This is a genomic window from Schleiferia thermophila (assembly GCF_003337435.1).
Classification (GTDB): domain Bacteria; phylum Bacteroidota; class Bacteroidia; order Flavobacteriales; family Schleiferiaceae; genus Schleiferia; species Schleiferia thermophila.
On sequence record NZ_QPJS01000002.1, the window covers coordinates 387239 to 412490 of the forward strand.

22 protein-coding genes are annotated in these 25252 nt (G+C 41.8%); 10 read left to right on the forward strand and 12 right to left on the reverse strand.

Annotated elements, in window-relative coordinates:
* The first annotated feature begins 57 nt into the window (after positions 1-57).
* The 3 genes from DES35_RS06810 to DES35_RS06820 all read left to right on the forward strand — a co-directional run bounded on the left by DES35_RS06810 (position 58) and on the right by DES35_RS06820 (position 3391).
* Entirely contained in the window at positions 58-1500 is a 1443-nt protein-coding gene (locus tag DES35_RS06810; protein ID WP_114366176.1) for a Do family serine endopeptidase, read from the forward strand.
* 63 nt (positions 1501-1563) lie between these two features.
* Entirely contained in the window at positions 1564-1959 is a 396-nt protein-coding gene (locus tag DES35_RS06815) for a hypothetical protein (RefSeq protein ID WP_125039415.1), read from the forward strand.
* Between the two features lie 40 nt (positions 1960-1999).
* Positions 2000-3391 carry an aldehyde dehydrogenase gene (locus tag DES35_RS06820; RefSeq protein WP_244906330.1) on the forward strand — a complete coding sequence of 464 codons (1392 nt, stop codon included), beginning with the start codon at positions 2000-2002 and terminating at the stop codon, positions 3389-3391.
* Between the two features lie 35 nt (positions 3392-3426).
* On the opposite strand, the gene DES35_RS06825 is transcribed toward DES35_RS06820, so the two are convergent.
* The 10 genes from DES35_RS06825 to DES35_RS06870 all read right to left on the reverse strand — a co-directional run bounded on the left by DES35_RS06825 (position 3427) and on the right by DES35_RS06870 (position 14646).
* Entirely contained in the window at positions 3427-4038 is a 612-nt protein-coding gene (locus DES35_RS06825; protein ID WP_051889207.1) for an ABC transporter ATP-binding protein, read from the reverse strand.
* Positions 4001-4813, reverse strand: a complete 813-nt coding sequence (gene lpxA, locus DES35_RS06830; RefSeq protein ID WP_037357405.1) for an acyl-ACP--UDP-N-acetylglucosamine O-acyltransferase — start codon at positions 4811-4813, stop codon at positions 4001-4003. The genes DES35_RS06825 and lpxA overlap by 38 nt, the downstream gene beginning before the upstream one ends.
* A gap of 5 nt (positions 4814-4818) precedes the next feature.
* On the reverse strand, positions 4819-6210 hold the full coding sequence (locus tag DES35_RS06835; RefSeq protein WP_037357605.1) for a bifunctional UDP-3-O-[3-hydroxymyristoyl] N-acetylglucosamine deacetylase/3-hydroxyacyl-ACP dehydratase: 1392 nt from the start codon (positions 6208-6210) through the stop codon (positions 4819-4821).
* Positions 6203-7219, reverse strand: coding sequence for a UDP-3-O-(3-hydroxymyristoyl)glucosamine N-acyltransferase (lpxD, locus tag DES35_RS06840; RefSeq protein ID WP_114366178.1), 1017 nt, complete (start codon positions 7217-7219; stop codon positions 6203-6205). Before lpxD ends, DES35_RS06835 begins: the two co-directional genes overlap by 8 nt.
* A 24-nt stretch (positions 7220-7243) precedes the next feature.
* A complete protein-coding gene (locus DES35_RS06845; protein ID WP_114366179.1) occupies positions 7244-8788 on the reverse strand; it encodes a YifB family Mg chelatase-like AAA ATPase in 1545 nt (514 codons plus the stop codon).
* Between the two features lie 179 nt (positions 8789-8967).
* Positions 8968-9885 (reverse strand): hydroxymethylbilane synthase, encoded by a 918-nt coding sequence (gene hemC, locus DES35_RS06850; RefSeq protein WP_037357411.1) that lies wholly within the window; start codon positions 9883-9885, stop codon positions 8968-8970.
* Between the two features lie 44 nt (positions 9886-9929).
* Positions 9930-11435, reverse strand: coding sequence for a P-loop NTPase family protein (locus tag DES35_RS06855; protein ID WP_037357413.1), 1506 nt, complete (start codon positions 11433-11435; stop codon positions 9930-9932).
* A 3-nt stretch (positions 11436-11438) separates the two neighbouring features.
* A complete protein-coding gene (locus tag DES35_RS06860) occupies positions 11439-12542 on the reverse strand; it encodes a vWA domain-containing protein (protein WP_037357415.1) in 1104 nt (367 codons plus the stop codon).
* Positions 12543-12700: 158 nt separating this feature from the next.
* Positions 12701-13066, reverse strand: coding sequence for a CoA-binding protein (locus DES35_RS06865; protein WP_114366180.1), 366 nt, complete (start codon positions 13064-13066; stop codon positions 12701-12703).
* Positions 13066-14646 (reverse strand): peptide chain release factor 3, encoded by a 1581-nt coding sequence (locus tag DES35_RS06870; protein ID WP_114366181.1) that lies wholly within the window; start codon positions 14644-14646, stop codon positions 13066-13068. Before DES35_RS06870 ends, DES35_RS06865 begins: the two co-directional genes overlap by 1 nt.
* A gap of 152 nt (positions 14647-14798) precedes the next feature.
* Between DES35_RS06870 and DES35_RS06875 the strand changes: the two genes are divergently transcribed.
* Entirely contained in the window at positions 14799-15176 is a 378-nt protein-coding gene (locus DES35_RS06875; RefSeq protein WP_037357421.1) for a hypothetical protein, read from the forward strand.
* A 71-nt stretch (positions 15177-15247) separates the two neighbouring features.
* Here the strand turns inward: DES35_RS06875 and DES35_RS06880 are convergent, their stop codons facing one another.
* Positions 15248-15724, reverse strand: coding sequence for a response regulator (locus tag DES35_RS06880; protein ID WP_051889208.1), 477 nt, complete (start codon positions 15722-15724; stop codon positions 15248-15250).
* A 252-nt stretch (positions 15725-15976) separates the two neighbouring features.
* Here DES35_RS06880 and DES35_RS06885 point away from each other — a divergent pair, with 252 nt between their 5' ends.
* Genes DES35_RS06885 through DES35_RS06910 form a run of 6 tightly spaced genes read left to right on the forward strand, consistent with a single transcriptional unit; the run spans position 15977 to position 24380 of the window.
* Positions 15977-18244: an Rv1355c family protein gene (locus DES35_RS06885; protein WP_114366182.1), complete on the forward strand. Its 2268-nt coding sequence runs from the start codon at positions 15977-15979 to the stop codon at positions 18242-18244.
* A gap of 3 nt (positions 18245-18247) precedes the next feature.
* Positions 18248-18961 (forward strand): hypothetical protein, encoded by a 714-nt coding sequence (locus DES35_RS06890; protein WP_114366183.1) that lies wholly within the window; start codon positions 18248-18250, stop codon positions 18959-18961.
* A gap of 3 nt (positions 18962-18964) precedes the next feature.
* Positions 18965-21124, forward strand: a complete 2160-nt coding sequence (locus DES35_RS06895) for a sensor histidine kinase (protein ID WP_114366184.1) — start codon at positions 18965-18967, stop codon at positions 21122-21124.
* Positions 21121-22218: a sensor histidine kinase gene (locus tag DES35_RS06900; RefSeq protein ID WP_114366185.1), complete on the forward strand. Its 1098-nt coding sequence runs from the start codon at positions 21121-21123 to the stop codon at positions 22216-22218. The genes DES35_RS06895 and DES35_RS06900 overlap by 4 nt, the downstream gene beginning before the upstream one ends.
* Positions 22208-23662 carry a sensor histidine kinase gene (locus tag DES35_RS06905; protein WP_114366186.1) on the forward strand — a complete coding sequence of 485 codons (1455 nt, stop codon included), beginning with the start codon at positions 22208-22210 and terminating at the stop codon, positions 23660-23662. Before DES35_RS06900 ends, DES35_RS06905 begins: the two co-directional genes overlap by 11 nt.
* Before the next feature lie 10 nt (positions 23663-23672).
* Complete coding sequence (locus DES35_RS06910) at positions 23673-24380, forward strand: response regulator transcription factor (protein WP_037357427.1); 708 nt, start codon at positions 23673-23675, stop codon at positions 24378-24380.
* Here DES35_RS06910 and DES35_RS06915 read toward each other — a convergent pair.
* On the reverse strand, positions 24374-25231 hold the full coding sequence (locus tag DES35_RS06915) for a metal ABC transporter permease (protein ID WP_114366187.1): 858 nt from the start codon (positions 25229-25231) through the stop codon (positions 24374-24376). The two genes, DES35_RS06910 and DES35_RS06915, sit on opposite strands and share 7 nt — an antisense overlap.
* Positions 25232-25252: the final 21 nt, after the last annotated feature.

The window sequence follows — 25252 nt, forward strand, 5'->3', positions numbered from 1 at the left end:
AAAAAACCCTTGGAACAGTTTTTGGCAAAAAGAAACCCATAAAAAATCACTATACATATGAAAAAAACACTGGCACAGATCACCTTTGCCGTACTTGCCGGCGCACTCACATTAATAGGTTATAAAGCATTCTTTGAAAAACCTGAAGTAAAAATCATACGTGAGGAGGGATATAACACAGCTGTTAGAACCTCTCTGGCAGCGCCTGAGGACGGGGATTTTATAGCCGCAGCTGAAATGACCCTACCATGTGTAGTACACGTGAAAACAACCTCGACCATCAGAGGCAGGCAACTCAATCCGATCGAAGAACTGTTTTTCGGCAGAAGTCAAATGCCTGATATTCGCCAGCAAGGGACCGGCAGCGGGGTAATAGTATCAGCTAATGGCTACATTGTAACCAATAACCACGTAATAGCGAACGCCGATGAAATCAACGTGGTATTACACGACAACCGGGAGATGCAGGCAAAAGTGGTAGGCACGGACCCGGCTACTGACATTGCTTTGCTCAAAATAGATGCTGACAATTTGTCATTTATCAAATTTGCCAACAGCGATGAAATCAGGGTAGGGCAGTGGGTACTGGCCGTCGGTAATCCATTTAACCTGACCGGAACAGTAACAGCAGGGATTGTCAGCGCTAAAGGAAGAAACATCAATATAATTGCTGATAAGTTTCCCATTGAAGCCTTTATCCAGACCGATGCAGCTGTAAATCCAGGAAACAGCGGGGGCGCATTGGTAAACACAAGGGGCGAATTGGTAGGTATAAATACAGCTATATCCTCTACCAGAGGTTCATTTGAAGGGTACAGCTTTGCCGTACCGTCTAACATCGTAAAAAAGGTAATGGAAGACCTCATCGAATACGGTCAGGTACAGAGAGCTTTTCTGGGTGTATCCATCACGGATTTGTCCCCCGCATTGGCCAGAGAGCTTAGCATAAAACTGACCAGAGGGGTATACATCAATGACGTAACAGACAATGGAGCTGCACAGGCTGCCGGCATACGCAAAGGGGATATCATTGTGGGTGTTGATGGTAAAGAAATAAGCAAAACCTCTGAATTACAAGAAATTATCGGAAGGAAAAGACCTGGTGAAGAGGTTGTGGTCACCATAGTACGTGACGAAAAACGCAGAGATTTTAAAGTAAAACTTCGAAATATCCACGGCACTACTCAGATTGTGAAGAAAGACGAAATGTCTATAGAAAACCTGTTAGGCGCAAAATTGGAGAATCTCTCCGCTGAGGACAAGCGCAAATACAATGTTCAATACGGCATTAAAGTGACCTCTGTACAACCAGGTGGAAAGTTTAAAAAAATCGGTGTTCCTGAGGGATTTATAATCGTTTCTGCCAACAATCGTCCGGTAAGAAATCTGGAAGAGTTTCAAAATGTACTGAGAGGTCTGAAAACCGGGGAAGGTGTGTTGATACAAGGCATCAGGCCCGATGGACGACCGGATTATTTCGGATTTGGTTGGGGCAACTAAAAATTCTTCACTACATTTAAACCGCTCTCACAATGAGCGGTTTTTTTGTTAAAAAAGAACGATATGAGACTTATGGTGCTTATGCTGGTTGGGTTGATGAACCTGGCGTTTACAACGGCGCAGAATTCGGAGTCATTTTCTGATCTTGCGCCAGTTGGCGCCTACCATCCGTCGGCTGAAGATTCAACAGAAGCCGGCGGTGAGGTGAGCAAGTATCAGAAAGCACAGACAAACAACAAGGTCCATCTAGTTCTTAAAGACGTTTACAGCCAATTAAAAACAAATATGGCTCGCGGCAATAGTTCCATCGGATTCACTTATATGAGCAATTATCACAAGAATGTGCCCAGCTATGAGCAGACGTTAGATGACAACATTCACTACCGTTCGTACATACAGACCACCAGTGGAGCTATTTTTTATTATGATGAAATTGTGCGAATAGGACGGAGAAACTAAACATTTTTCCGATAATCTGTTTCTAATTAAAAACATACTCATGAGTACGCTCACACAGCAAATGCATGATTTTGGCGGGCTAGTCCGAAAGCAAAAGAATTTTTTTTCCGAAGGTCATACCCTTACTGCTGAATTTAGGATTAATGCCTTGTCATCCTTGAAAGAAGCCATCCAAAATTACGAAAGCGATATACTGGAGGCTTTGCATAAAGACCTAAGGAAATCAGCCTTTGAAGCCTGGGCCACTGAAATAGGCATTGTCTACCAGGAAATTGATTTGCACCGCAGGCATCTCAGATCCTGGATGAGAGGAAAACGGGTACCAACCAATCAGCTCATACACTTTTGGTCCACAAGCCGAATTGAGCCACAACCTTATGGCCAGACCCTGATTATAGCTCCTTGGAATTATCCATTTCAGCTGGTCATGATGCCATTGGTAGGAGCCGTTTCTGCCGGTAACACTGCTGTGATAAAGCCCTCTGAATTTACGCCTACGGTAGCAGAAGTTGTAGAAAAAATCATCTCAATGGCCTTTTCAGATTCCCATGTAAAAGTGGTGCCAGGGGGGCCGGATGTTTCCAAAGCTTTGCTGGAGGAGAAATGGGATATAATCTTTTTTACCGGCAGTCCGAGAGTAGGGAAAATTGTATACGAGGCAGCAGCCAGACATCTGACACCAGTGGTGTTGGAACTTGGTGGCAAAAGCCCTACAATAGTAACCAGACATGCCAATGTAGAAGTTTCAGCCCGGCGAATCATCTGGGGAAAACTGATCAATGCAGGTCAAACCTGCATTGCACCGGACTATCTGCTGGTACATTCTGCTGTGAAGGACCGCCTTGTGGACCGAATGAAATTTTATATTTCCAAATTTTACGGCAATCAGATAGATAAAAATCCGGATTATCCGGCTATCGTCAGTCGACTTCATGCAGAGCGGATTGCAGGATATATTCAAATGTCTAAAGTAATACATGGGGGAAAAGTAGATCTGGAGCGCAGATTTATTGAGCCTACAATAGTGGAGGTTTCGCCTGAAGATCCGGTGATGCAGGAGGAAATATTTGGTCCCGTATTGCCGGTAATGACATTTGAATCCTTACAAAATGTCATTGCATTTATCAACGAAAGACCCAAGCCCCTTGCACTTTACATTTTTTCAGAGGACAAAGAGGAACAGAGTGAAATTCTTACCAAAACCTTCTCCGGTTCAGCTGCAGTAAACGAGGTGGTGATGCAAGTAGCGAATGAACACTTGCCTTTTGGCGGAGTTGGCAACAGTGGGATGGGCAATTATCACGGCAAACGAAGTTTTGAATGCTTCTCCCACGAGCGCAGTGTGCTCTATAAATCCACATGGATCGACATACCGCTCAGATATCCACCTTTTGGCAATAAAGTGAACTTGATCAAAAAGATTTTAAAATGAAAATATTGGTGCGCACAATAACAAGTAGTGCTCACTTATTCAATTTCAAAAATTGCCAATGGGTCCGGATATTCTTCTCTCTGTGTATTGCTGGCCACAATGATCAATCGTTCATTCCTTTTTTTACTTAGCAGATGCTGGTACCACTCAATGCCCTGCCTGTCGAGGTTGGAGGTGGGCTCATCGAGGAAAGTGATGTTTGCTTCTGTCAATAGGGCCAATCCCAGACGTACCCTTTGCTTCATTCCAGAAGAAAAGGTTTTAAGGATTTTATCACCTGTATCGGGCAGTTGGAAGTGTTGATATAGCTCACTTGTTTTAATATTTAAGGAGCGAAAGGAACCGTAAAATTGCACGAGCTCTCCAAGGGTCAACTCTTCAGGAAGTTCCTGATAAGGAGCTGCGTAACTAAGATGTTTATAATATTCGTCTGTAATGTTGTACTCATTACAGCGGAAGGTAACCTGGCCGGAAGAAGGAGCCATAATGCCTGCCAGAATCTTCAATAATGTGGATTTTCCACTTCCATTGCTGCCGGTGATGGCATACAGGCCTGGCCCTTTTAACTCGAAGTTTACCTCACTGAATATGAGGTGATGGCCAAACTGCTTAGAAAGGTTCTGAGCTTTTAGAAGAATTTCTTGCAACGGTGTATCCTTTCATTAAACCCCTCTGCGAATTACGGATAAATGAAATGATTTCATCTCGTTCGTCCGAAGGTTCAATTTCCATTTCAATGATTTCCAGAGCCTGGGAATAGTTGTAATTCTTTTGAAAAAGAATTCTGTAAATGTTCTGGATATGATTGATTTTTTCGTTGGAAAACCCTCTTCTCCGAAGGCCTATGGAGTTAATGCCTACGTAGGAAAGAGGTTCTTTAGCGGCTTTTACATAGGGTGGAACGTCCTTACGCACAAGGCTTCCTCCACCTATCATGCTGTGGGCACCGATGTGTACAAACTGGTGCACAGCACTTAGTCCACCGAGTATGGCATGGTCATCGATCACTACATGACCGGCTAGTGTGGTCCCATTGACCAGAATGACATGATTCCCAATCAAGCAATCATGTGCAATGTGTGCATAGGCCATCACCAGTACATGGTCGCCGATTTTCGTGAAACCTTGAGCTTTAGTGCCTTTGTTTATTGTGACACATTCCCGGATGGTGGTGTGATCGCCAATAATCACTGTCGTATCTTCTCCTTCATACTTTAAGTCCTGAGGGATTGCCGAAATGACAGCACCCGGAAATATCCGGCAGTTTTTTCCAATTCGGGCCCCGGGAAAGATGGTCACATTGGAACCGATCCAGGTTCCCTCTTCTATGACTACGTTTTTATGAATGACTGTAAAGGGTTCAATCACCACATTGTCGGCTATTTGTGCCGATGGGTGTACATAAGCCAAGGGTTGGGTCATTGTCGTTAATCGTTTCTTTCTTTTACAATCTGTGCAGTTAATTGAGCCTCCATTACAAGTTTATTACCCACAAAAGCTTCGCCCCGCATTCGCACAATACCTCTTCGAATGGGTTCTAGGAGTTGGAGTTTAAAGAGTAAGGTATCACCGGGTACTACTTTTTGTTTAAACTTGACTTCATCGAGCTTGAGAAAATAGGTGAGATAGTTATGAGGATCTGGTACAGTGCTTAGTGCGAAGATGCCGCCTACCTGGGCCATGGCTTCTACCTGGAGTACGCCCGGCATGACGGGTGCACCCGGGAAGTGCCCTACGAAAAAAGGTTCGTTCATCGTGACAGACTTCACACCTACCACGGATACATTGTCGAGGTATATGATTTTGTCTACCAAAAGAAACGGAGGCCTGTGGGGTAGCATTTTCATGATTTCTACAACGTCCTTTACAGGAGGCTGGTTAGGATCATATTTAGGTGCCTGAGATTTTTCCTGTTTGATTTTTGTGAAAAGAATTTTGGCAAATTCTGTGTTGGCTTTGTGGCCTGGTCTTTTAGCTATGATGTGTCCTTTGATTTTTCTTCCACAGAGGGTAAGATCTCCTATTACATCCAGAAGTTTATGGCGGGCGGCTTCGTTGGGGTAGTAGAGTTCCAGGTTGTCCAGTATGCCATTTTCTGTGACGGATACTTTCTTTTTTCCAAAGGCTTTTTGAAGCTTTGCCATAGTTTCTTCCGAGGGCTTTTTGTCCACATACACGATGGCATTGTTCAAGTCACCTCCTTTGATAAGACCATTGTCAAGCAAATATTCCAGCTCGTGCAGAAAGCTAAAAGTACGGGCTTTGGCGATTTCTGACGGGAAATCGGTGATTTTTTCCATCACGGCATTTTGAGTGCCCAGCACTTTTGTTTCATAATCTACCAATACGGTCACTTGAAACTCATCGGCTGGAAGAGCAATGATTTCTATGCCTTTCTGGCGGTCCTGGAATTTGATTACATCGATAATTTCATAATAGCTAATTTCTTCATCTTGTTCTACAATGCCAGTTTCAAGTATTTTTTCTACAAATGGCCATGCACTTCCATCCATAATAGGCGGTTCCGGGCCATTGAGGTGAATTTCGCAGTTGTCGATTTCACATCCTGACAAAGCGGCTAGGATATGTTCTACGGTATAGATTACTGTATTTTCTTTTTTCAGGGCTGTACCCCGGTCTGTACTGGAAACAAAATTTGCAAGGGCTGGAATGGCAATCTGCTGGGGAAGGTCAGTTCGTTTGAAGCATAAGCCTTTGTTAACATCTGCCGGGTAAAGTGTCATGGTTACCTTGTGACCGGTGTGCAGTCCTATGCCTTCGAAGGTGATTGGTCTGGCGATGGTGCGTTGCTTAGCCATTTTTTTTGAATTTTTGTTGGATTTCCTTGATGAGTTTTGGAAGTTGTCTGAAATAAACATAAGCCTTTCGATATTCATGGATCTCAAAAGCCGGAGACCCCATTACTACCGAATGGTCCTGCACATCATTCATGATTCCTGACTGAGCTGCAATTTTCACATAATTTCCAATTTTCAAATGTCCTGCGATACCAACCTGCCCGCCGATCATGCAATGCGCTCCTATTTTGGTGCTGCCTGCTACTCCTGTCATAGCCGCAATTACAGTGTGCTCTCCTATTTCCACATTGTGTGCCACTTGTATGAGGTTATCAAGTTTTACTCCTTTTCTGATGATAGTGCTGCCTAGAGTAGCTCTGTCAATGGTGGAGTTAGCTCCGATTTCCACGTCGTCTTCAATTATTACGTTTCCGGTCTGAGGTACTTTCCGGTAGCCTTCACCTCCGGGTGCAAATCCAAAACCGTCACTGCCGACAATCACACCTGTGTGGAGGTGGCAATTGTTGCCAACTTTGCAATAGTGCAAAATTTTCACCCCGGGTTTGATAATGGTATTTTGTCCGATTTCTGAAAAATCTCCAATGTAAGTCTGTGGGAAAATTTTGGTATTGTCTCCGATTTTTGCCCCTTTTCCTACATAGACGTGAGCTCCGATATACACGTTTTCGCCGATTTCAACTTCATCTTCGATCACAGCGGTTGGATGTACTCCATTTAGGTTATATTTTACCTGGTCGATCATTTCAAGCAGTTTGGCGAATGACTCATAGGGATTTTCTACCCTGATGAGATTCGCTTTAACCTTTTTTTCAGGTTTGAAATCGCGACTTACTACGACTGCCGTGGCTCCAGTGGTGTAGATATATGGAGTGTATTGTGGGTTGGCCAGGAAGGTTAGGGCGTTTTTGCTGGCTGTTTCGATTTTATCCAGTTTGGAGACTATAGCTTTCGGGTCGCCCTCCACCTCACCGCCGAGGATGGCAGCAATTTGTTCTAGAGAAAATTTCATTGGCCAAAAATATAGTTTCCGTAATTATTTGGAGTGTGCCCAGTTTTCACGGTCGAGATTTCTATAGTTGATGGCTTCGGCCAGGTGGTGGTTTTGAATGTGCTCGGAACCATCCAGGTCAGCGATAGTTCTGGAAACTTTGAGGATTCTGTCGTAGGCTCTTGCTGAGAGTGTGAGCTTGTCCATAGCTAATTTCAGAAGTTTTTTACCTTCTTCAGAAATTTCACAATATTTCCGGAGGTGTTTGGAAGTCATTTGGGCGTTGCAATAAATGCCTTCTTCTGCCAGGTAACGTTGGTTTTGAAGATTCCTGGCCCTTATTACCCGTTCACGGATATCCGCACTTTTTTCTGCGGGCCTGGTATGAGAGAGCTCATCGAAACTAACTGGTGTGACTTCTACATGTAGGTCTATTCGATCCAGTAAGGGTCCAGAGATTTTGTTGAGATATTTTTCTACTACTCCTGGTGCACATACACAATCTTTGGTGGGATGATTGTAGTAACCGCAGGGGCAAGGATTCATACTGGCTACCAGCATGAAACCGGCCGGAAATTCCACGGCAAATCGGGCGCGGCTAATGGTGACCCGACGTTCTTCCATGGGCTGGCGCATGACTTCGAGTACGCTGCGTTTGAATTCGGGTAACTCATCGAGAAATAATACTCCATTATGGGCCAGGCTAATTTCCCCGGGTTGCGGAAAGGTCCCCCCACCTACTAAGGCTACATCTGAAATCGAGTGATGAGGGGCTCTGAACGGGCGCTGTGTCATAAGACCAACGTTGGTACCCAATTTACCAGCTACAGAATGAATTTTTGTGGTTTCCAGTGCTTCGTGGAGTGTCATGGGGGGCAGTATTGTAGGCAATCTTTTGGCAAGCATTGTTTTTCCGGCACCCGGCGGGCCTATCAATAAAACATTGTGTCCACCTGCAGCTGCAATTTCGAGTGCCCGTTTGATGTTTTCTTGTCCTTTTACATCAGCAAAATCGATGTCCATCTTTTCCAGGTGCTGGGAAAATTCCTTGCGCGTATCTATGCGCAGAGGTTCAATATTCAGATTTCCTTTTAAAAAGTCAATGACATCCTTAAGGCTTTCGACGCCTATGATATCAAGATTATTGACAATGGCTGCTTCCCGGGCATTTTGTTTTGGAAGTATGAATCCTTTGAACTCTTCTTTTCTTGCCTGAATTGCTATGGGGAGCGCTCCTTTGATTGGCATCAATCCTCCATCCAGCGAAAGCTCACCCATTAGGATGTATTGATCAGCATCTTTTAGTTCCACCTGTTCACTGGCGGCAAGTATTCCTACAGCAAGGGGTAAATCGTAAGCTGAGCCTTCTTTTCGAATGTCAGCCGGTGCCATATTGATCGTAATTCGCCTGCCTGGCCATCTGAAGCCATTGTTTTTTAGCGCGGCTTCTATCCTCTGCCGGCTTTCTTTCACTGCATTGTCGGGCAAACCTACCAAAAAGAATTTGGATCCGCGGTCTGCATTTACTTCAATGGTGATAGTGGTGGCTTGGATTCCGTAAACTGAGCTTCCGAATACTTTGATCAACATTTGTTTTCTGAGGCTTTCATGCGAAAATACTGTTTAAAGCTGTAGTTTCGGGTGGTCGGGTTAAAATTCCAATGTATTGATTTAAGTTGTTTCAGTGCAGGTTTTCTACAAAGCACATTGCATCCCTCAAGCTGTGGATGGCTGTTAAAAAAGAAAAGAGGGTAGCAGTATATAGCTAATTATCTTAAGGTTTTGTATTTATTGACCTCGTTGAGCAGCATTTCTGATTTTTGCTGTACTTTCATAATCGCATCCATATCGGCTGAGGCTGTAAATTCAAATCCAATATGCTCTTTAAAATCCGGAGGGATGAACAGCTCCCCCTTAAAGGTAACTTGACTTTCACTTTTGATGGCCAAACAGCTTATGGGAAGAGAGCAGTTACCCGTCAATTTCTTGAGAAAGAGCTTTTCCAAATAGGTGCAGAAAGCTGTTTCTTTATGATTTAAGTAGTTGAAAATCATATCAGTGAGCGTAGTATCGCTTGCTCTGGTTACTATTGCCAGAGCTCCCTGGGCTGCAGCGGGCAGAAAGTCGAGCTCTCTGGTGTAATATCCGCTGATGCCGAGTCGTTCCAAAGCGATGGAAGAAAGCAGGATTCCGTCGTATCCGTTTTTTTCAAGCTTTTGCAGTCTGGTATCGATGTTTCCGCGAAGGTTTTCGATACGATGGTGGGGATACTTTCGAAGCCACTGATGGATGCGCCGAATGCTGCCGGTTGCTATGGTTTTATGGTGAGCAGCCCAATCTTCGTCGTCAATGGGTTTGGTTGAGACCAGGATATCTCTGAAATTACCTCTCTCAGGAATAGCAGCCAATACCAGCTCGGCTGGCAGATCGGTGGGTACATCTTTATAAGAGTGTACGGCGAGGTCAATTTTATTGTTAAGAAGTGCTTCATCAAGTGTTCGGGTGAAGATGCCCTGAATGCCCATCTGGTAGAGAGGGGTCTTTGTGTTTTGGTCGCCTTCGCTCTTTACCGGCACAAGTATTGTCGGGATGCCTGCATCATTGAGCTTTTGGGCTACAAAATTGGCTTGCCACAAAGCCAGGCGACTGTCGCGTGTACCGATTCGTATCGTTTTGGGATAATGCATTGAAAATTTTGGGCAAATATCTGAATTCCCACATCTATCGAATATTAGCTTTCAGCTTCAAAGTCATCGGTTGTTTTTTTTAGAAAATTGGAATATAAGTCGCTGAAGATAAAACCTTTAATGTGAGCTTCCCGATTGAGTTTGTTGTGCTCGGCCATAGACCACAGAAGGATTTCGGCGTAGAAAAATCGCTCTTCGGCGGGAGTGGAGGCAGGCAAATGCTTGGTCACATAATCCAACAGGCCTGGAACTTTCTCCAGCTCGGAGCGGTATTCCAGTTCGGTTTGCTCGGTGGAGAGAAATAGTTCATTCCCCTTGCTGAACCACCGCAATATTTTATTGAGGGGATTTGTTTCATCGATGGCTTTGAGCTTATCAACCGGGGGTATTTGGGTGTTTTTTAGAATCGATTTTACAGCCATACCGATGAGGTTTTCAGCTACGATTTCTGCTCCTTCCTGTTCGCCCTCGTACAGAAGTTCTACTTTTCCTGTGATCGCGGGAATGATGCCCTCAAAGTCAACCAACCGGGTGAATGTATGCTGTTCGCCGGTTCGAATGAGTCGGAGTTCACAGGTGCTATAGAGGTTTTCGAGAGCTGAAATAGTGAGTCGCGCCGATACTCCACTTTTGGTATCTATGTATTCAGACTTTCTGGCTTCGACAGCTATTTGTTCCAGTAAGTCTGCTGCTGCCGGAAGCACTGAGATGTGTGCGCGCTGAAATTCTGTAATCCTGGCTTCCTGAGCTGTAATTCTTTTTGAAACGGATATGTCTAATGGATAGTGAGTAAGTATTTGAGAGCCAATTCGGTCTTTTAAAGGAGTAACGATAGAGCCCCTTTGAGTGTAATCTTCGGGATTGGCAGTGAAGACAAACTGAATGTCCAGAGGGAGTCTGAGCTGAAATCCACGTATTTGCACATCTCCTTCTTCCAGAATGTTGAACAAGGCGACCTGAATCCTTGCCTGGAGGTCTGGAAGTTCATTTATCACAAATATTGAGCGGTGGGCTCTGGGTATCAGTCCGTAGTGTATGACTCGTTCGTCGGTATAAGGGAGTCTAAGGTTTGCTGCTTTGATGGGGTCTACATCGCCTATCAGGTCTGCCACCGTTACGTCAGGAGTTGCAAGTTTTTCAAAATATCTTTCAGACCTGTGAATCCATGTAATGGGCAAATCATCTCCAGCCTCTTCCATCAGTTGTTTGCTCAGATTGGTGATGGGATGGAGTGGGTCTTCCCTCAGCTCGCTGGAAGCGATGGCCGGAATGTATTCGTCCAGCAGATTTATCATCAAGCGGGCTATTCTGGTTTTGGCTTGGCCGCGCAAGCCAAGCAGATTTATGTTGTGACGGCTGAGAAGGGCTCTGTAGAGCTGAGGCAATACTGTATGTTCATAGCCATGAATGCCTTCAAAAACGTTTATTTTTTTATTGAGTGCTTTAATAAGATTTTGACGGATTTCTTCTTTGATGGATTTTGGCTGATACCGGGATTTCTTTAGCTGTCCTAAAGTTTTAATATTCAGATAATCGGTCTGTTGAGACATGTATCAGATTTTTTTGATTCTGTTTTTTTCAAAGTCTTCCAGTATGATTTCCCCGAGATTTTTCAGGCCTACGTAGAGGGCCTTCCCTTTATTTGCCTGGGTGAATTTTTTTACAAATTGCTGCAGGTATGGGTCTCTGGCGATCATAAATGTAGTGATGGGAATGTTTAAACGCCTGCATTGCGCGGCCATGTTGAGGCATCTTCCCACAATATAATCGTCCAGGCCAAAACTGTTTTTATAATATGTGCCATCAGGTTCTTTGATGCAAGATGGCTTACCATCAGTAATCATAAAGATTTGTTTATTTGTTGCCTTTCTCTTTCTCAATATGTCAATGGCCAGTTGAAGGCCTGCTACTGTGTTGGTGTGGTAGGGTCCTACCTGTAGATAGGGTATTTCGCCAATGCTTACCGGCCATGCATCATCACCGAATACCAGGAGGTCGAGGGTGTCTTTTGGATAGCGGATTTTTATCAATTCACTTAGTGCAAGGGCTACTTTTTTTGCTGGTGTTATGCGGTCTTCGCCATAAAGAATCATCGAATGGCTGATATCGATCATGAGCACGGTAGACACCTGGGAATTGTGGAAAGTTTCTCTGACTACCAGGTCTTCTTCTCTGATTTGGAAATTTTCGATTTCTGAATTTCGCTGTGCATTGAGCAGGCTCATGTTCCAATCTATGGAGGATATAGAATCGCCAAAGGTGTAGGGGCGAAAGTTTTCAGACATTTCATCTCCTGTACCGGATTTTTTAGTTTTGTGATTTCCTTTTGGTGTTTTCCTGAGCTTTCCGAAGATTTGCTCAAGTGCATTTTGGCGGATAAGTTGTTCCATTCTGGCTGAGGGTACTTGGGAGATTCTGCCGTCAGGCCGAATTTCCTCTCTCAGCAAGCCTCTTTTTTTCAAGTCTTCAAGAAACTGGTCTGTCTTGTATGAGGGGTCTCCCGAAATGTCGTATTGTTTGTCGAGTTCTCTGAGCCAGTCGATTGCTTCATCCACATCACCTGAAGTATAAAGGAGCATTTCTTTAAAGATATCAAGATATCTTTCAAAAGGACTTTTCTCCTTTCCGGTGTAAATCGAAAATCTGTAACCCTTCATTGTTCTTTGGCTTCGTATTAAACGAATGAACTGCATCAAAGTTTTTTACTGAAGCCGGAGTCTATAATTTTGAGTTAAGCTTTACCGATGTGAGGAATCACTTTTTTACTTATGAATAATAAAAGGAAGTGCAGGATTCCTGACAGGGAGAGGAACGGCTAAAACTGACCCGTAGAGAGCAGGACCAAATTGCAGGCCACTTCGCAGTCAATTCCGTTTTTCTCTGCCAAAGCTATCAGCTCGGGGTTGTATGTGCCTGGGTTAAAAATGATTCTTTTTGGCTTCAAAGAAACGATGTAGTCGTAATAGGGTCGCTGATTGGGTGGGGACAGGTACAGTGTAATGGTATGGATATCAGAGATCGGAATTAGTTCCGTATAGATTTTCACTCCATGTACGCTGCTGTTTCTGTTACCAATGGCTACTACGGGATGCCCGGCTTTGAGCAGGCTTTCAATGACCATGTAGGAATACCGGTCCGGTTTATCACTAGCTCCAAGTACCAGGGTTCGTTTTTGTTGCATCAATCAAAGGATTTAAAGTGAAAAGTTACATCTGGAAATTTTTCCTTAGTCATCTGAAGATTAAACTCCGAGTCGGCCAGAAAGACCAACCGACCGTGTTTATCTCTTGCCATGTTGCGCTGTTTGGTGCGTCTGAGTTCTTCGAGCTGCTCATCATTGCCGGTTTGTATCCAACAGGCCTTCCATGCCTGGAAGGGCTCATATTGGCATTTGGCCCCGTATTCATGTTCCAATCTGTACTGAATTACATCGTACTGCAAAGCTCCCACCGTTCCTATGATTTTACGGCCGTTTTGCTCCAGTGTAAACAACTGTGCCACGCCTTCGTCCATGAGTTGGTCGATGCCTTTGGCCAGTTGTTTTGCTTTCATTGGGTCTGCATTGTTGATAAATCTGAAATGCTCAGGCGAAAAGCTTGGAATATCCTTGAAATGAATGATTTCTCCTTCGGAAAGGGAGTCACCGATGCGAAAATGTCCGCTGTCGGGCAGTCCAACTATATCGCCGGGGTAGGCCAGATCTACCACTTCTTTTTTGGCAGCTAAAAACATGTTGGGACTACTAAATTTTAATGATTTGCCCAGCCGAACATGAAGGTAGTTTTTGTTGCGTTCAAATTTTCCTGATACCACCTTGACAAAAGCGTTTCTACTGCGGTGATTGGGGTCAATGTTTGCGTGGATTTTAAATACAAAACCGGTAAACTTTTGCTCAAATGGGTCAACAATCCGTTCGTCTGCCTTTTTAGGTTGTGGCCAGGGGGCTATCTCTACAAAACAATTCAGAAGTTCAGCTACGCCAAAATTGTTGAGTGCCGAACCGAAAAATACCGGAGATAGCCTGGCTTGCAGATACTGTTTTTGGTCAAAGGTTGGGTAGACCTCACGGACGATTTCTACTTCTTCACGTAGTTTATTGGCTTGTGTCTCTGTAATGAAATTTGTCAGCTCACTGCTATTAATATCTGAAATTTCAACACTATCGCTAATTCTGAACTTATTGGAACCCAAATAAAATTTCAGTTTTCTCTCCCATAGATTGTAAACCCCTTCAAAATCCTGGCCCATCCCAATAGGCCAGGAGAGTGGGCAGAGCCTGAGTCCTAGTTTTTGCTCGATTTCATCCAACAGGTCGAAGGCGTCTTTTCCTTCTCTATCCAGTTTATTGATGAAAACGATGATGGGTATATCCCGCATACGGCACACCTGAACCAACTTTTCTGTCTGGGATTCAACACCCTTTGCTACATCAACTACCACAATGACACTGTCAACAGCCGTGAGTGTCCGATAGGTATCTTCAGCGAAATCCTGGTGCCCGGGAGTGTCTAGAATGTTGATTTTGTATCCTTTATATTCAAAAGCCAATACAGAGGTGGCCACTGAGATTCCCCTTTGACGCTCGATTTCCATAAAGTCGCTGGTAGCTGTTTTTTTAATTTTATTGCTCTTTACAGCTCCGGCTTCTTGAATAGCTCCTCCAAAAAGAAGCAACTTTTCAGTCAGGGTTGTCTTACCTGCATCCGGATGCGAAATGATACCAAATGTCCTTCTGCGCTTAATCTCTTGTTCGTAAGTCATTAATTGTGAGATTGTTTATAATCTGGCTACAAATGTATTTACAAGAAGTGCTAATGTCGTCTAAAAGCATAGGTTACGTCAGTCGTCTTAAATAGGAGAGTATTTTTTAAACCGTTTGGCACAAAACTTGTCTTTTATCAAAACACGTAAATATGAAATCACTAGTTGTTTGTTCAGCAATTTTTGCTGTTTCACTCGGAGCCGGATTGGCACAAGACATTGACGAACCCATAAAGCCGGCAGAGCGCATCAAAGAAATGACGCGCAAAAACACCGAAAGGCTTTCCAAAGAACTCATGCTCAGCGAACAGCAGGTTCAAGAAGTGGCGAAAATAAACGAAGAATTCGCAGAAGAGATTATCAGGCTCAATGAAAAAAGGCTGCAAGTTGCTCAAAAACGCGAACAAAAGCTCAGAAATGTCCTCACTGATGAGCAAAATAAGCAATATGAAAAATTAAAAGAAAACAGAGTTGAAAAGAGAAGAGAACAAAGGAAAAAGAGAAGAGAACTTTGGAAGAAAGAAGATTGAAATAAAAATTGACGCGTAAAGTAAAAAGGTCCCTGGACATTACGTCTTTAGGGGCCTTTTTTAATTGCTGTTCAGGACAGTATGCTCTGTCTGTACATAAATTCGAGTTGTTCGTTGATTCGCTTCAATTTTTGAAGCAGCTCTGCATTTTCACGTTTAAGTCTGTACATTTCGTAAGCGCTCTCGATGGCGGTGCGGATATCGTGTTCATGCCATGGCTTGGTAATATACCTAAAGACATGTCCCACATTGATGGCATCGATCACTGCTTTGATATCGGCATACCCGGTAAGCAGCATACGCACCGTATCTGGATATTTGTCGTATAAGATTCCTAGAAATTCCGTACCCAGCATATTGGGCATTCGCTGGTCGCTGATGACTACGTGGGCCTCGTGGTGTTCAAGCCAGTCCAGAGCTTCCTGCGCACTTAAAAATGTTTCAACAGAATAAAATCTCCTGAAACCCGATTTAAAAGCCGTGAGATTGGATACCTCATCATCGACATAAATGACCTGAATGTTTTTCAAATCTTTTTCTGTGATCATATTTTTTGTATGAAGGTCACTATTAGCATATAATTTCCGACGTCAAAAATAGAAAAAAGGAAAAATTTTGGAAGTAATTATATAAACACAACAAAAAAAGCACATTTGGCACACACATACGATATTTCTTGTTGAGTGGAGATATGCCAATTTATATTATTTTTTTGTAAAACCGCTAATAATGTTTGTGAAATAAAAAAAATTCTAATTTAGCGCAACTCTGCTTGTCAACCCTTTTTGCTAGCCCAAACTATGAAGCAAAACGAAGAACCCGAACTATTTTCAGATGAGAATTGGAAACCTTTAATCTTTGCAAATGAGGAATTTGAAAGCAAAAAAAATCGGCTCAATCTGATAGAAATACGCGATCTTAGACTCTCGCTCTACAAAGAGCTTTTCAAGCTTAGCTTTCCGGAAATTACTTCCAAACACAAAGATTTTTTATCGAAATCCGATGCATTCATCCACGAAAAAATTTCAGAAGAAAGTGCTGTATGGGTTTATTATCCCTGGAAAAAAGTAGCCTGCTGTATTCCAGGTAAAGAGGATTTTGTAAAAATCCGCACTTCGAGAAATCAATATAAACTGACCCCAGAGGAACAGGCAGCATTATCCCAGAAAAAAGTAGGTATAATTGGATTGAGTGTCGGACAAACAATAGCCGTGACAATGGCAATGGAGCGCTCAGCCACCGAATTTCGCCTGGCAGATTTTGATGAGCTGGAGCTCAGCAATATCAATAGATTGCGCTCCGGAATCCATAACATCGGCCTTAAAAAAGTTGTCATAGCAGCCAGAGAAATTGCAGAAATAGATCCCTTTATTGTTGTAAAAATTTTTCCAGCGGGAATTACGCGTAAAAACCTGGATCAATTTCTCCTTGATGGAGGAAAACTAGACCTTTTGGTAGATGAATGTGACGGTCTTGATATAAAAATTCTAGCCAGACATAGGGCCAGAGAGCTTAAAATTCCCGTGCTGATGGATACTTCAGACAGAGGTATGCTTGATGTAGAACGCTTTGATTTGGAGCCGGAGAGACCTATCCTTCACGGCTTGGCCGGAGATTTAAATCCTGACCGCATAGCCCATCTGACCAATGAAGAGAAAATCCCATACATCCTCGATATGGTAGATGCCGAAAATATGAGCACACGTCTCAAGGCCAGTATGCTTGAGGTACAGCAAACCATCAATACATGGCCACAGTTGGCCTCATCAGTATTTCTTGGAGGAGCTTTGGGAGCTGATACTGCCAGGAGAATATTCCTAAACCAGTTTACACAAAGTGGCCGATATTATGTGGATTTCGAACAGTTAATAGCCGACAAGAAGCAAGACTCATTTCAACAACCGGGTACCGATATTCCAGCCTCTGATGATTGGAATGTTGTAGCGGCCACTCTGAAAAAATCCGTCGGACAACCCATTAAATCAGCAAATCTTTCGGATGCAGAAATAGATTTTCTGGTCAGATCTGTGGTCATAGCTCCATCAGGTGGTAATGTTCAGCCATGGCACTGGATGCTTTATGGAGATGAGTTTTTTCTGTTTATCGATCGAGAAAGAGCCCATTCATTTCTTGATATAGACCATTTGGGCACCTTTATTGCACATGGAGCTGCCCTGCAAAATTTCAGAATCGCTGCTAAGGCTCTAGGCCTGGAAGCTGAGGTGAGTTACATCTGTGGTCAATCTTTTCATTCAGACCTCCTGGCCCGAATCACCGTAAAGAGAAATGCAAACGAACCAGTAAGACTTTCTGACCTCGAGAACTTATTCGAACGCCATACCAACCGTCTGAAAGGAAGTGTAGAACCCATTGATCAGAAATTTTTTGAAGAATCCTTCCACTGCCTATCGGACCTACAGCAGATTTCTGTGTTACAAACCAGGGAACACATATGCGAATATTCCAGGCTGACAGGTGTGGCGGACCGGATTCGACTCACTGTTCCTTGGGCACATTCGGATTTTATGAAAGAAACCCGCTGGAATGATGCTCACGCACGCTCTACAGGAGATGGCATAGACATCGAAACACTTGAACTCACTAGAAGTGATGTAGCAGCGTTTAGGATTTTAAAAGACTGGAATACCTTGAAGTGGATAGCTGACTGGGGCCTTGGAAGTGGACTTGAAAAGCTCAGTCGGGAAACCACAGAACGCTCCGGAGCCATTATGATGGTTTATTCGGCTCAAACAGATCCTGAAAACATGGTCAGGTTAGGAGAGACTATTGAAAAAATCTGGATATTGGCTGCAAAATACCGCATTGGTTTTCAGCCAGTTAGCCCCATTACTTTTCTGATCTACAGAAATGAACACTATCCGGAAACTTTTTACAAAGAATGGCAAAGACTACTGCTCCACAATGCCCGAAAAAGCCTTTTTGATTTGTTTCAACTTCCTGATTATTATCGGTTTGGGTTTGTTTTTCGATTGTTTAAATCGGATAAGGTGGCGAAAAAGTCCTACCGGCTTCCCCTTCATCAAGTATTCACCCATTTAAAAAAATAATGGATGAACTTCGTTGATTTAAGAATCAGAGCTTTCCGATCTATAGAGGACAGACAGGCATGTCTAAAATATGTAGAGGGACACGAGAAAGTTTTGGAAGAGTATGGCGTACCAAAAGTAACCTCTGCCAAAGCTGAGTGGATTGAAAATCCTGATGTGTATCCCATCGTAGCCGAAAGTCACGATGGAGCCAAAGTATTCGGGGGAGCGAGAATCCAAATCAGAAATGACGATCAGGTACTTCCAGTGGAAGACGCCCTCTGGGACATCGAACCCCGATTTAAAACATATATACAAAAAGAGCTCAATGCAGGTAGGAAAATTGCTGAGCTTTGTGGTCTTTGGAACAGCAAAGCAATAGCAGGTCGTGGAGTATCCTGGTTGCTCACCAAAGCATGCGTAGCCAAAGCAGGGGTTACATTAGCTCAAAGGCTGAAGATTGATACCCTTTTTGTGTTTTGTTCACCCTTTACAGTACAAATGGTGAGAAGTGTTGGTTTTGTAGTGGAAACATCTCTTGGAATGGATGGGAAGTTTGAGTATCCCAAGCCAGATATGCTTGCCACCTTACTCGTATGCAAAGATCTGGATATTCTGAGTTCAGCTGAAGTTGAAGATAGAAAAGTAGTATTTTCACTTCGCGAAAATCCCAGGCAAATCCGAACTGAAAAAGGACCTAAAGGAGACCTGAATATCGAGTACCTCTTAGATTTTTAAACGATGAAGAAAATCCTATACCTTTTGATCTGCATTGTCTGCTGTTCGGGTACAGTATATAGCGATCTGCCGGCCGATATACCGCAAATAGTGTACACCGGCCAAGATGTGCTGGACATTAACTCCTATATTGAATATCTTATAGTCAATGATAAAGACACTGAAATCAATCAGCTTGTCAACAGAAAATTTATCCGAAACAACCACAATCAGATAAACTTTGGGAATATAAAGGGAAGTTTATGGATACGGTTCAGAATTATCAATAAAAGTACCTTAGACACTATAAAATTAAGAATTGCAAATCCGATTCTCAATTGGTCAAAAATCTATGTTATATCAGATAGCGATACCGTAATTAAATCCTGTGAAACATCTCTGCCAATAAATAAACGAGATGTAAGAAATACCGATCATATTTATAGAATATATTTTGGGGATGCAGAAGAGTGTATCGTTTACCTAAATGTGAGAAATCAAGAGCAGATGCTTGTGCCCATGAGATTGGAGACCATGGATTACACTAGTACTGTTGAGCGAGCATATTTACTCATTAACGGTATATATATTGGATTGATTGGAGGGTTATTCCTGTACAATTTATTTTTGCTTGTTACCATAAGAGATAATGCTTATCTGTGGTATGTAATTCATACTTTATTTGTCGGTGTGGCCCAGTCGAGCTTCAATGGTTTCCATCTTTTTTACTTTTCATTTTCCCCTTTTTTGATTGAGATTACTCCTACTCTTTTTTCGGCACTTGCGAGCATCTCTGGCATCCAGTTTATGATTACTTTTCTGGATGTAAAATCCTTTAATAAAAATTATTACTTCATTTTAAAGCTTTTCATCTATCAATACTTGGTCATTTCAATTCTTACATTTTTCTCGTTTGTACAGGTTGGATATCAGATACTACTGCCAGCTCAGGGATTTGTGGCCTCAATTATTTTATTTATTTCAGCAAATATGGCCTACAAAGGCATCAGGTCTGCAAAATTTTATCTGATAGCCTGGAGTTTGTTTATGATTGGAATTTTTGTATTTGCTATGAAAGATTTTGGGGTCTTACCTTATAACAACTTCACAAAATACACCATGTTTATCGGTTCGGGAATTGAAGTCTTATTGCTCTCATTTGCCCTTGCCGATAAAATAAAAGTACTACAAAGAGAAAAGGAATTTTCTCAATTGCAAGCTCTCTTAAAAGCAGAGGAAAATGAACGATTGATTCGCGAACAAAATATTCTACTCGAAGATAAGGTGCAAAAGAGAACGGAACAGCTCACCAATGCCAACAAAATGCTGGAGAAAGCACTACAAGATCTAAAAGATGCTCAATCACAACTGGTAGATAAAGAAAAAATGGCCAGTCTTGGTCAACTTACCGCCGGTATAGCACATGAAATCAACAATCCGATTAACTTCATTTCAAGTGGCATCAAGCCTTTAAAAATGGATATTGAAGACTTGCTTAAAATTTTAGATACCTACAAAGAACTTTTTGACCATTATCCTGAAGCAGAGAAAGTAAAGAAAATTAAAGAATCAATTGACTATCATTATGTAATCGGTGAAATCCAAGAACTGCTAAATGGAATCGAAGAGGGAGCTAAAAGAACTACGGAAATTGTGGTTGGACTAAGAACATTTAGTCGACTTGATGAAGATACATTAAAATATACCAATATCAATGAAAATTTAGACGCCACAATAGTCCTACTCAATAACAAACTTAAATCAAACATCAACGTTGTAAAAAATTATTGCAATGAATCAAACCTAGAGTGTTATCCAGGAAAACTCAACCAGGTTTTTATGAATATATTATCCAATGCCATTGATGCTATAAAAGAAAAATTCCCCAATGGTGGAGGTGAAATAAAAATCAACACATACCACGATGAAGACTATTTTGTGATAGAATTTTCAGACAACGGTATCGGGATGAAGGAAGAAGTGAAAAAGCGAATTTTTGAACCTTTTTTCACTACGAAAAAAGTTGGGGAAGGCACTGGCTTGGGCATGTCGATTGTGTACAAAATTATAGAGAAACACCATGGTAAAATTGAAGTATCGTCAGATTATGGGGTAGGAACTACTTTTAAGCTTTACATTTACAAAAAATTAAACGAACCACCCGAAATATTTGTTGATTCATGAACAGAGTGAAAATAGTCTATCTCGATGACGAACTGGTGAATCTTCAGTCATTTCTCGCTGCTTTCCGAAGAAAATACCATGTCTTCACCACTCATGACCAGCAAGAGGCCATCAGGATAATCAAAGAAGAAAAACCCGAAATCATCATAACCGACCAGCGAATGCCCCTGGTCACCGGAGTTGAGTTTCTGTATATGGCTGAGCAGCTATTACCAGAATCCGTTAAAATACTTACCTCCGCCTATTCAGACATTTCTGCGATTATAGATGCTGTAAACAAAGGACACATTTACAATTACATAAAAAAACCCTGGGATATCAATGATGTTTCGTTGATTCTGGAAAATGCCGTAAAATATTACCAGGCTAATCGCACTATACGCGATCAGCTTATTAAACTTGAAAAGACCAATGAAGAGCTCAACAGATTTGTCTATTCTGCCTCTCATGACCTCCGATCGCCTATCACTACGATTAAAGGCATTTTACAAATGGCACGCGAAGATGTATCAGACCCCATAAGTCTGCAGTATTTCAATATGATTGATGAAAGCATAGCCCGGCTGGATAACTTCATCCGCTCAATTGTACAATATTATCAAAACGGTAAGGATGTATTCGACTTTCAGATTATTGATTTCAAAAAATTTATTGAATCGATTTTACGGGAATTATCATTTGAAATCGAACAATTTAATGTGGCCATTCACATCAATGTAATATCCAATGCAGTATTTGTAACCGACACTTTCCGGTTGCGGATCATATTGGGAAATTTAATTTCAAATGCAATTAAATTTAGAAAAAAGAATGATAAAAATCCAACCATAGAAATAGATGTTTTTACAGATAAGAATGAGGCAAAAATTATCATCAAAGACAATGGACAAGGTATAATGAAGGAATATCAGGACAAAGTATTTAATATGTTTTTTAGGGTCATGCCGGAAATTTCAGGAAATGGTATTGGTCTGTATCTTGTGAAGGAAGCTGTTGAAAAACTCGATGGAACTGTAGAACTAAATTCAGAGTATCAGGAAGGAACTACAATTAGCTTAAATTTGCCAAATAAATATTACCTGCTTGAAAATTAAACATATTAAATATGTAATTCTAATCAATGCAATAGCACTGGTGGGCATTATTTTAATCCAGTTTTTTTGGATAAAAGCAGCATTAAAATTGTCGGAAAACAATCTGGACAGAGATGTAAATGAAGCGCTTAACAAAGTAGCCGACAAGGTTGAAAATTCAGAGAAATTCCGAAAAATCATACGAGGACTAAATTTAATGAAGAACGGTGATGAAGATGAATATGCAGAATCCATAAATGAAGTATTTGAAAATCTTCCTGGTACTTTCCACTCTGAACCCGGCAATACCGATAAAGGAGATCTGGCAATCTATCTGAACAAATCCCTTAAAAAATTTTATCAGCGCAGGTCTCAAATAGCAGATTCCATTGTCAAAGAATTAATGGTCACCGACTTTTTTACTTACAAAACCGTAGAAGATAAACTCGAGGGAATTAATATTGACTCGTTGCTGAGAAGTGAACTATCCTTTAAAGGCATCAACACACCTGTTGAATTTGGAGTTTTTGAAAAGCTACAACTCACCAAGATTCATTCACCGGGATTTGATCCAAATCTTGTACAGTACAAGACGATGCTGCTAAGGCATGATGTGATGTCACCGCCAGTTTGGTTGTATGTGTATTTGCCAAAGAGAAATCAATTGCTTTTTAAAAACATTCAGTGGCTAACCTTGCTTAATTTTCTTTTTATCGTGATTGTTATTATATCCTCTTTTATCACTATTCAGCAGATGCTCACCCAAAAAGAAATCAGCAGAATTAAAACAGACTTCATCAACAACATGACACATGAATTTAAAACTCCGATTTCAACCATTTTTCTAGCTACAAAAAATCTCACAAATCCTAAAATTCTCGTTGATCAGGAGCGGATGAAAAAATACGTAAACATCATCAAAGAAGAAAATCAGAGAATGAATCAGCAGGTGGAAATGGTGCTTCGTTTAGCCTTGTTGGACAAAAAGCAGCTTCAGCTGCGCCTCGAATCGTTTGATATGCTCGAAATTGTAAACGAAGCTATCAATCATATGAAATTTCGAATAGAAAATAGAAGTGGAAGGATAGAAGTATTGAATAACGCGACAAATACCAGAGTCTTTGGCGATAAAGAACACATTAAAAATGTTATCATAAATTTGCTCGACAATGCTATCAAATATTCTTTCGAGGAATTGGAGATTCAGGTAATTTTGAACTCCCCGGCACCCAATGAGTTACATATATCAATTAAGGACAAAGGCATAGGCATGACAAAAAATGTAGTTGAAAAAATCTTCGATAGATTTTACCGGCAGTCCACCGGGGATGTTCACGATGTAAAAGGCCATGGCCTTGGGCTGAGTTATGTAATGGAAATTTTAAGACTTCATGGAGCCAAAATAGATGTAGATAGCGCTCCCAATAAAGGAAGTACATTTACAATCAAATTCAAAAATCAGTAAATCAAAAAACATGAATACAAAAAAGGTCCTTTTAGTCGAAGACGACACCAATTTTGGTCTCGTATTAAAAGACTATCTTGAAATAAATAATTTCGAGGTTACTCTTGCCAAAGATGGAATAATGGGGCTTAACCTGTTTAAGTCAAACAATTACGATATCATCATTTTGGATGTAATGATGCCCAAAAAAGATGGATTTTCTCTGGCTACAGACATCAGGGCTATTGATAAAATAACGCCAATAATTTTTCTCACGGCCAAGGCCCTCAAAGACGATGTCATAAAGGGATACCAGTCCGGTGCTGATGATTACATTATTAAACCTTTCGATTCTGAAATTTTGCTGCATAAAATAAATGCGCTTCTCAATAGGAAAGAAATCGATAATAAAGACAGCGAAATCCCTGAAGTTCTAACTGCCGGAAACTGCACGATCAATACCAGACTTCGCGAATTGAAGATTTTTGATAAAGCGCGTACTCTGTCGCCCAAAGAAATTGCGCTACTGGCACTGCTTTTTAAGCACAAAAACGATTTGGTACGCCGTACGGATGCACTGCTGAAAATCTGGAAAGACGACAGCTATTTCACGGCTCGAAGCATGGATGTATATATGGCAAAGATTCGAAAATACATAAAAGAAGACCCCACTCTGGAAATCATCAACATTCACGGAGAGGGATTCAGGCTGATCGAAAAAAATACAGATGCTCAGTGAAGTCGCCTGATACTTCGCTTTTTGGCAAGACTGTAATACGATAGAAAAACAAAAAATGTCACTCCCTGCATAAAGGCTATAGTACCGCTGATGGATACATCGAGTGCATCAGCGGCTACAAGGCCTGTAGAAGTACTAGCCGCTGCTAATGTAAGGGATAAGAAGATCAACCTTTTCATATTGCCGGAGACAAGCCATGATGCTGCAATAGGCGTCACTAGAAACGATAGAATTAAAATAACTCCTACCAACTCAAAGGAAAGTACAATAAAAATGGAAATAAAAATGTGATAAATCATGTTCCAAATCTCTGGATTAACACCACGGGACCTGGCAAACTCACTGTTGAAACTTACAAATTTCATTACACGGCCCATTACAAGGTGAAAAGTTAAAGCCAGAAGTACAAGAAACAGGGAAATCCAAACACCTCTCGCACCCACATCGTAGTCGCCGATAGTCCACCTGTCTATAGGAACAAAAGCAATTTCACCAAACAACACGCAGTCCTGGTCAAGGTCAACTCCCTCTGCAGGTCCGCTGATAAGCAAAATTCCCAATGCGAAAAATACAACAAATACCCCTCCAATAGCAGCATCGGAATAAATTCCTTTGATGCCCTCGAGTCGCCGTATTAAAACAGAAACAAGTACACCTGTAAACAAAGCACCAATGAGAGAACCGAAAAAACTTCTTTCACCAGTGATTAAAAAAACCAATACGATCCCCGGCAATAGTGAATGTGAGAGCGCGTCTCCATACATCGACTTTTGGCTTAGTACCATGTAAATACCGGAAATAGACGCAGCTACAGATAAAAATATCGCCGTGAAAAATATTTCGATGTCCATGGCTATGATCGAATTGAGCTT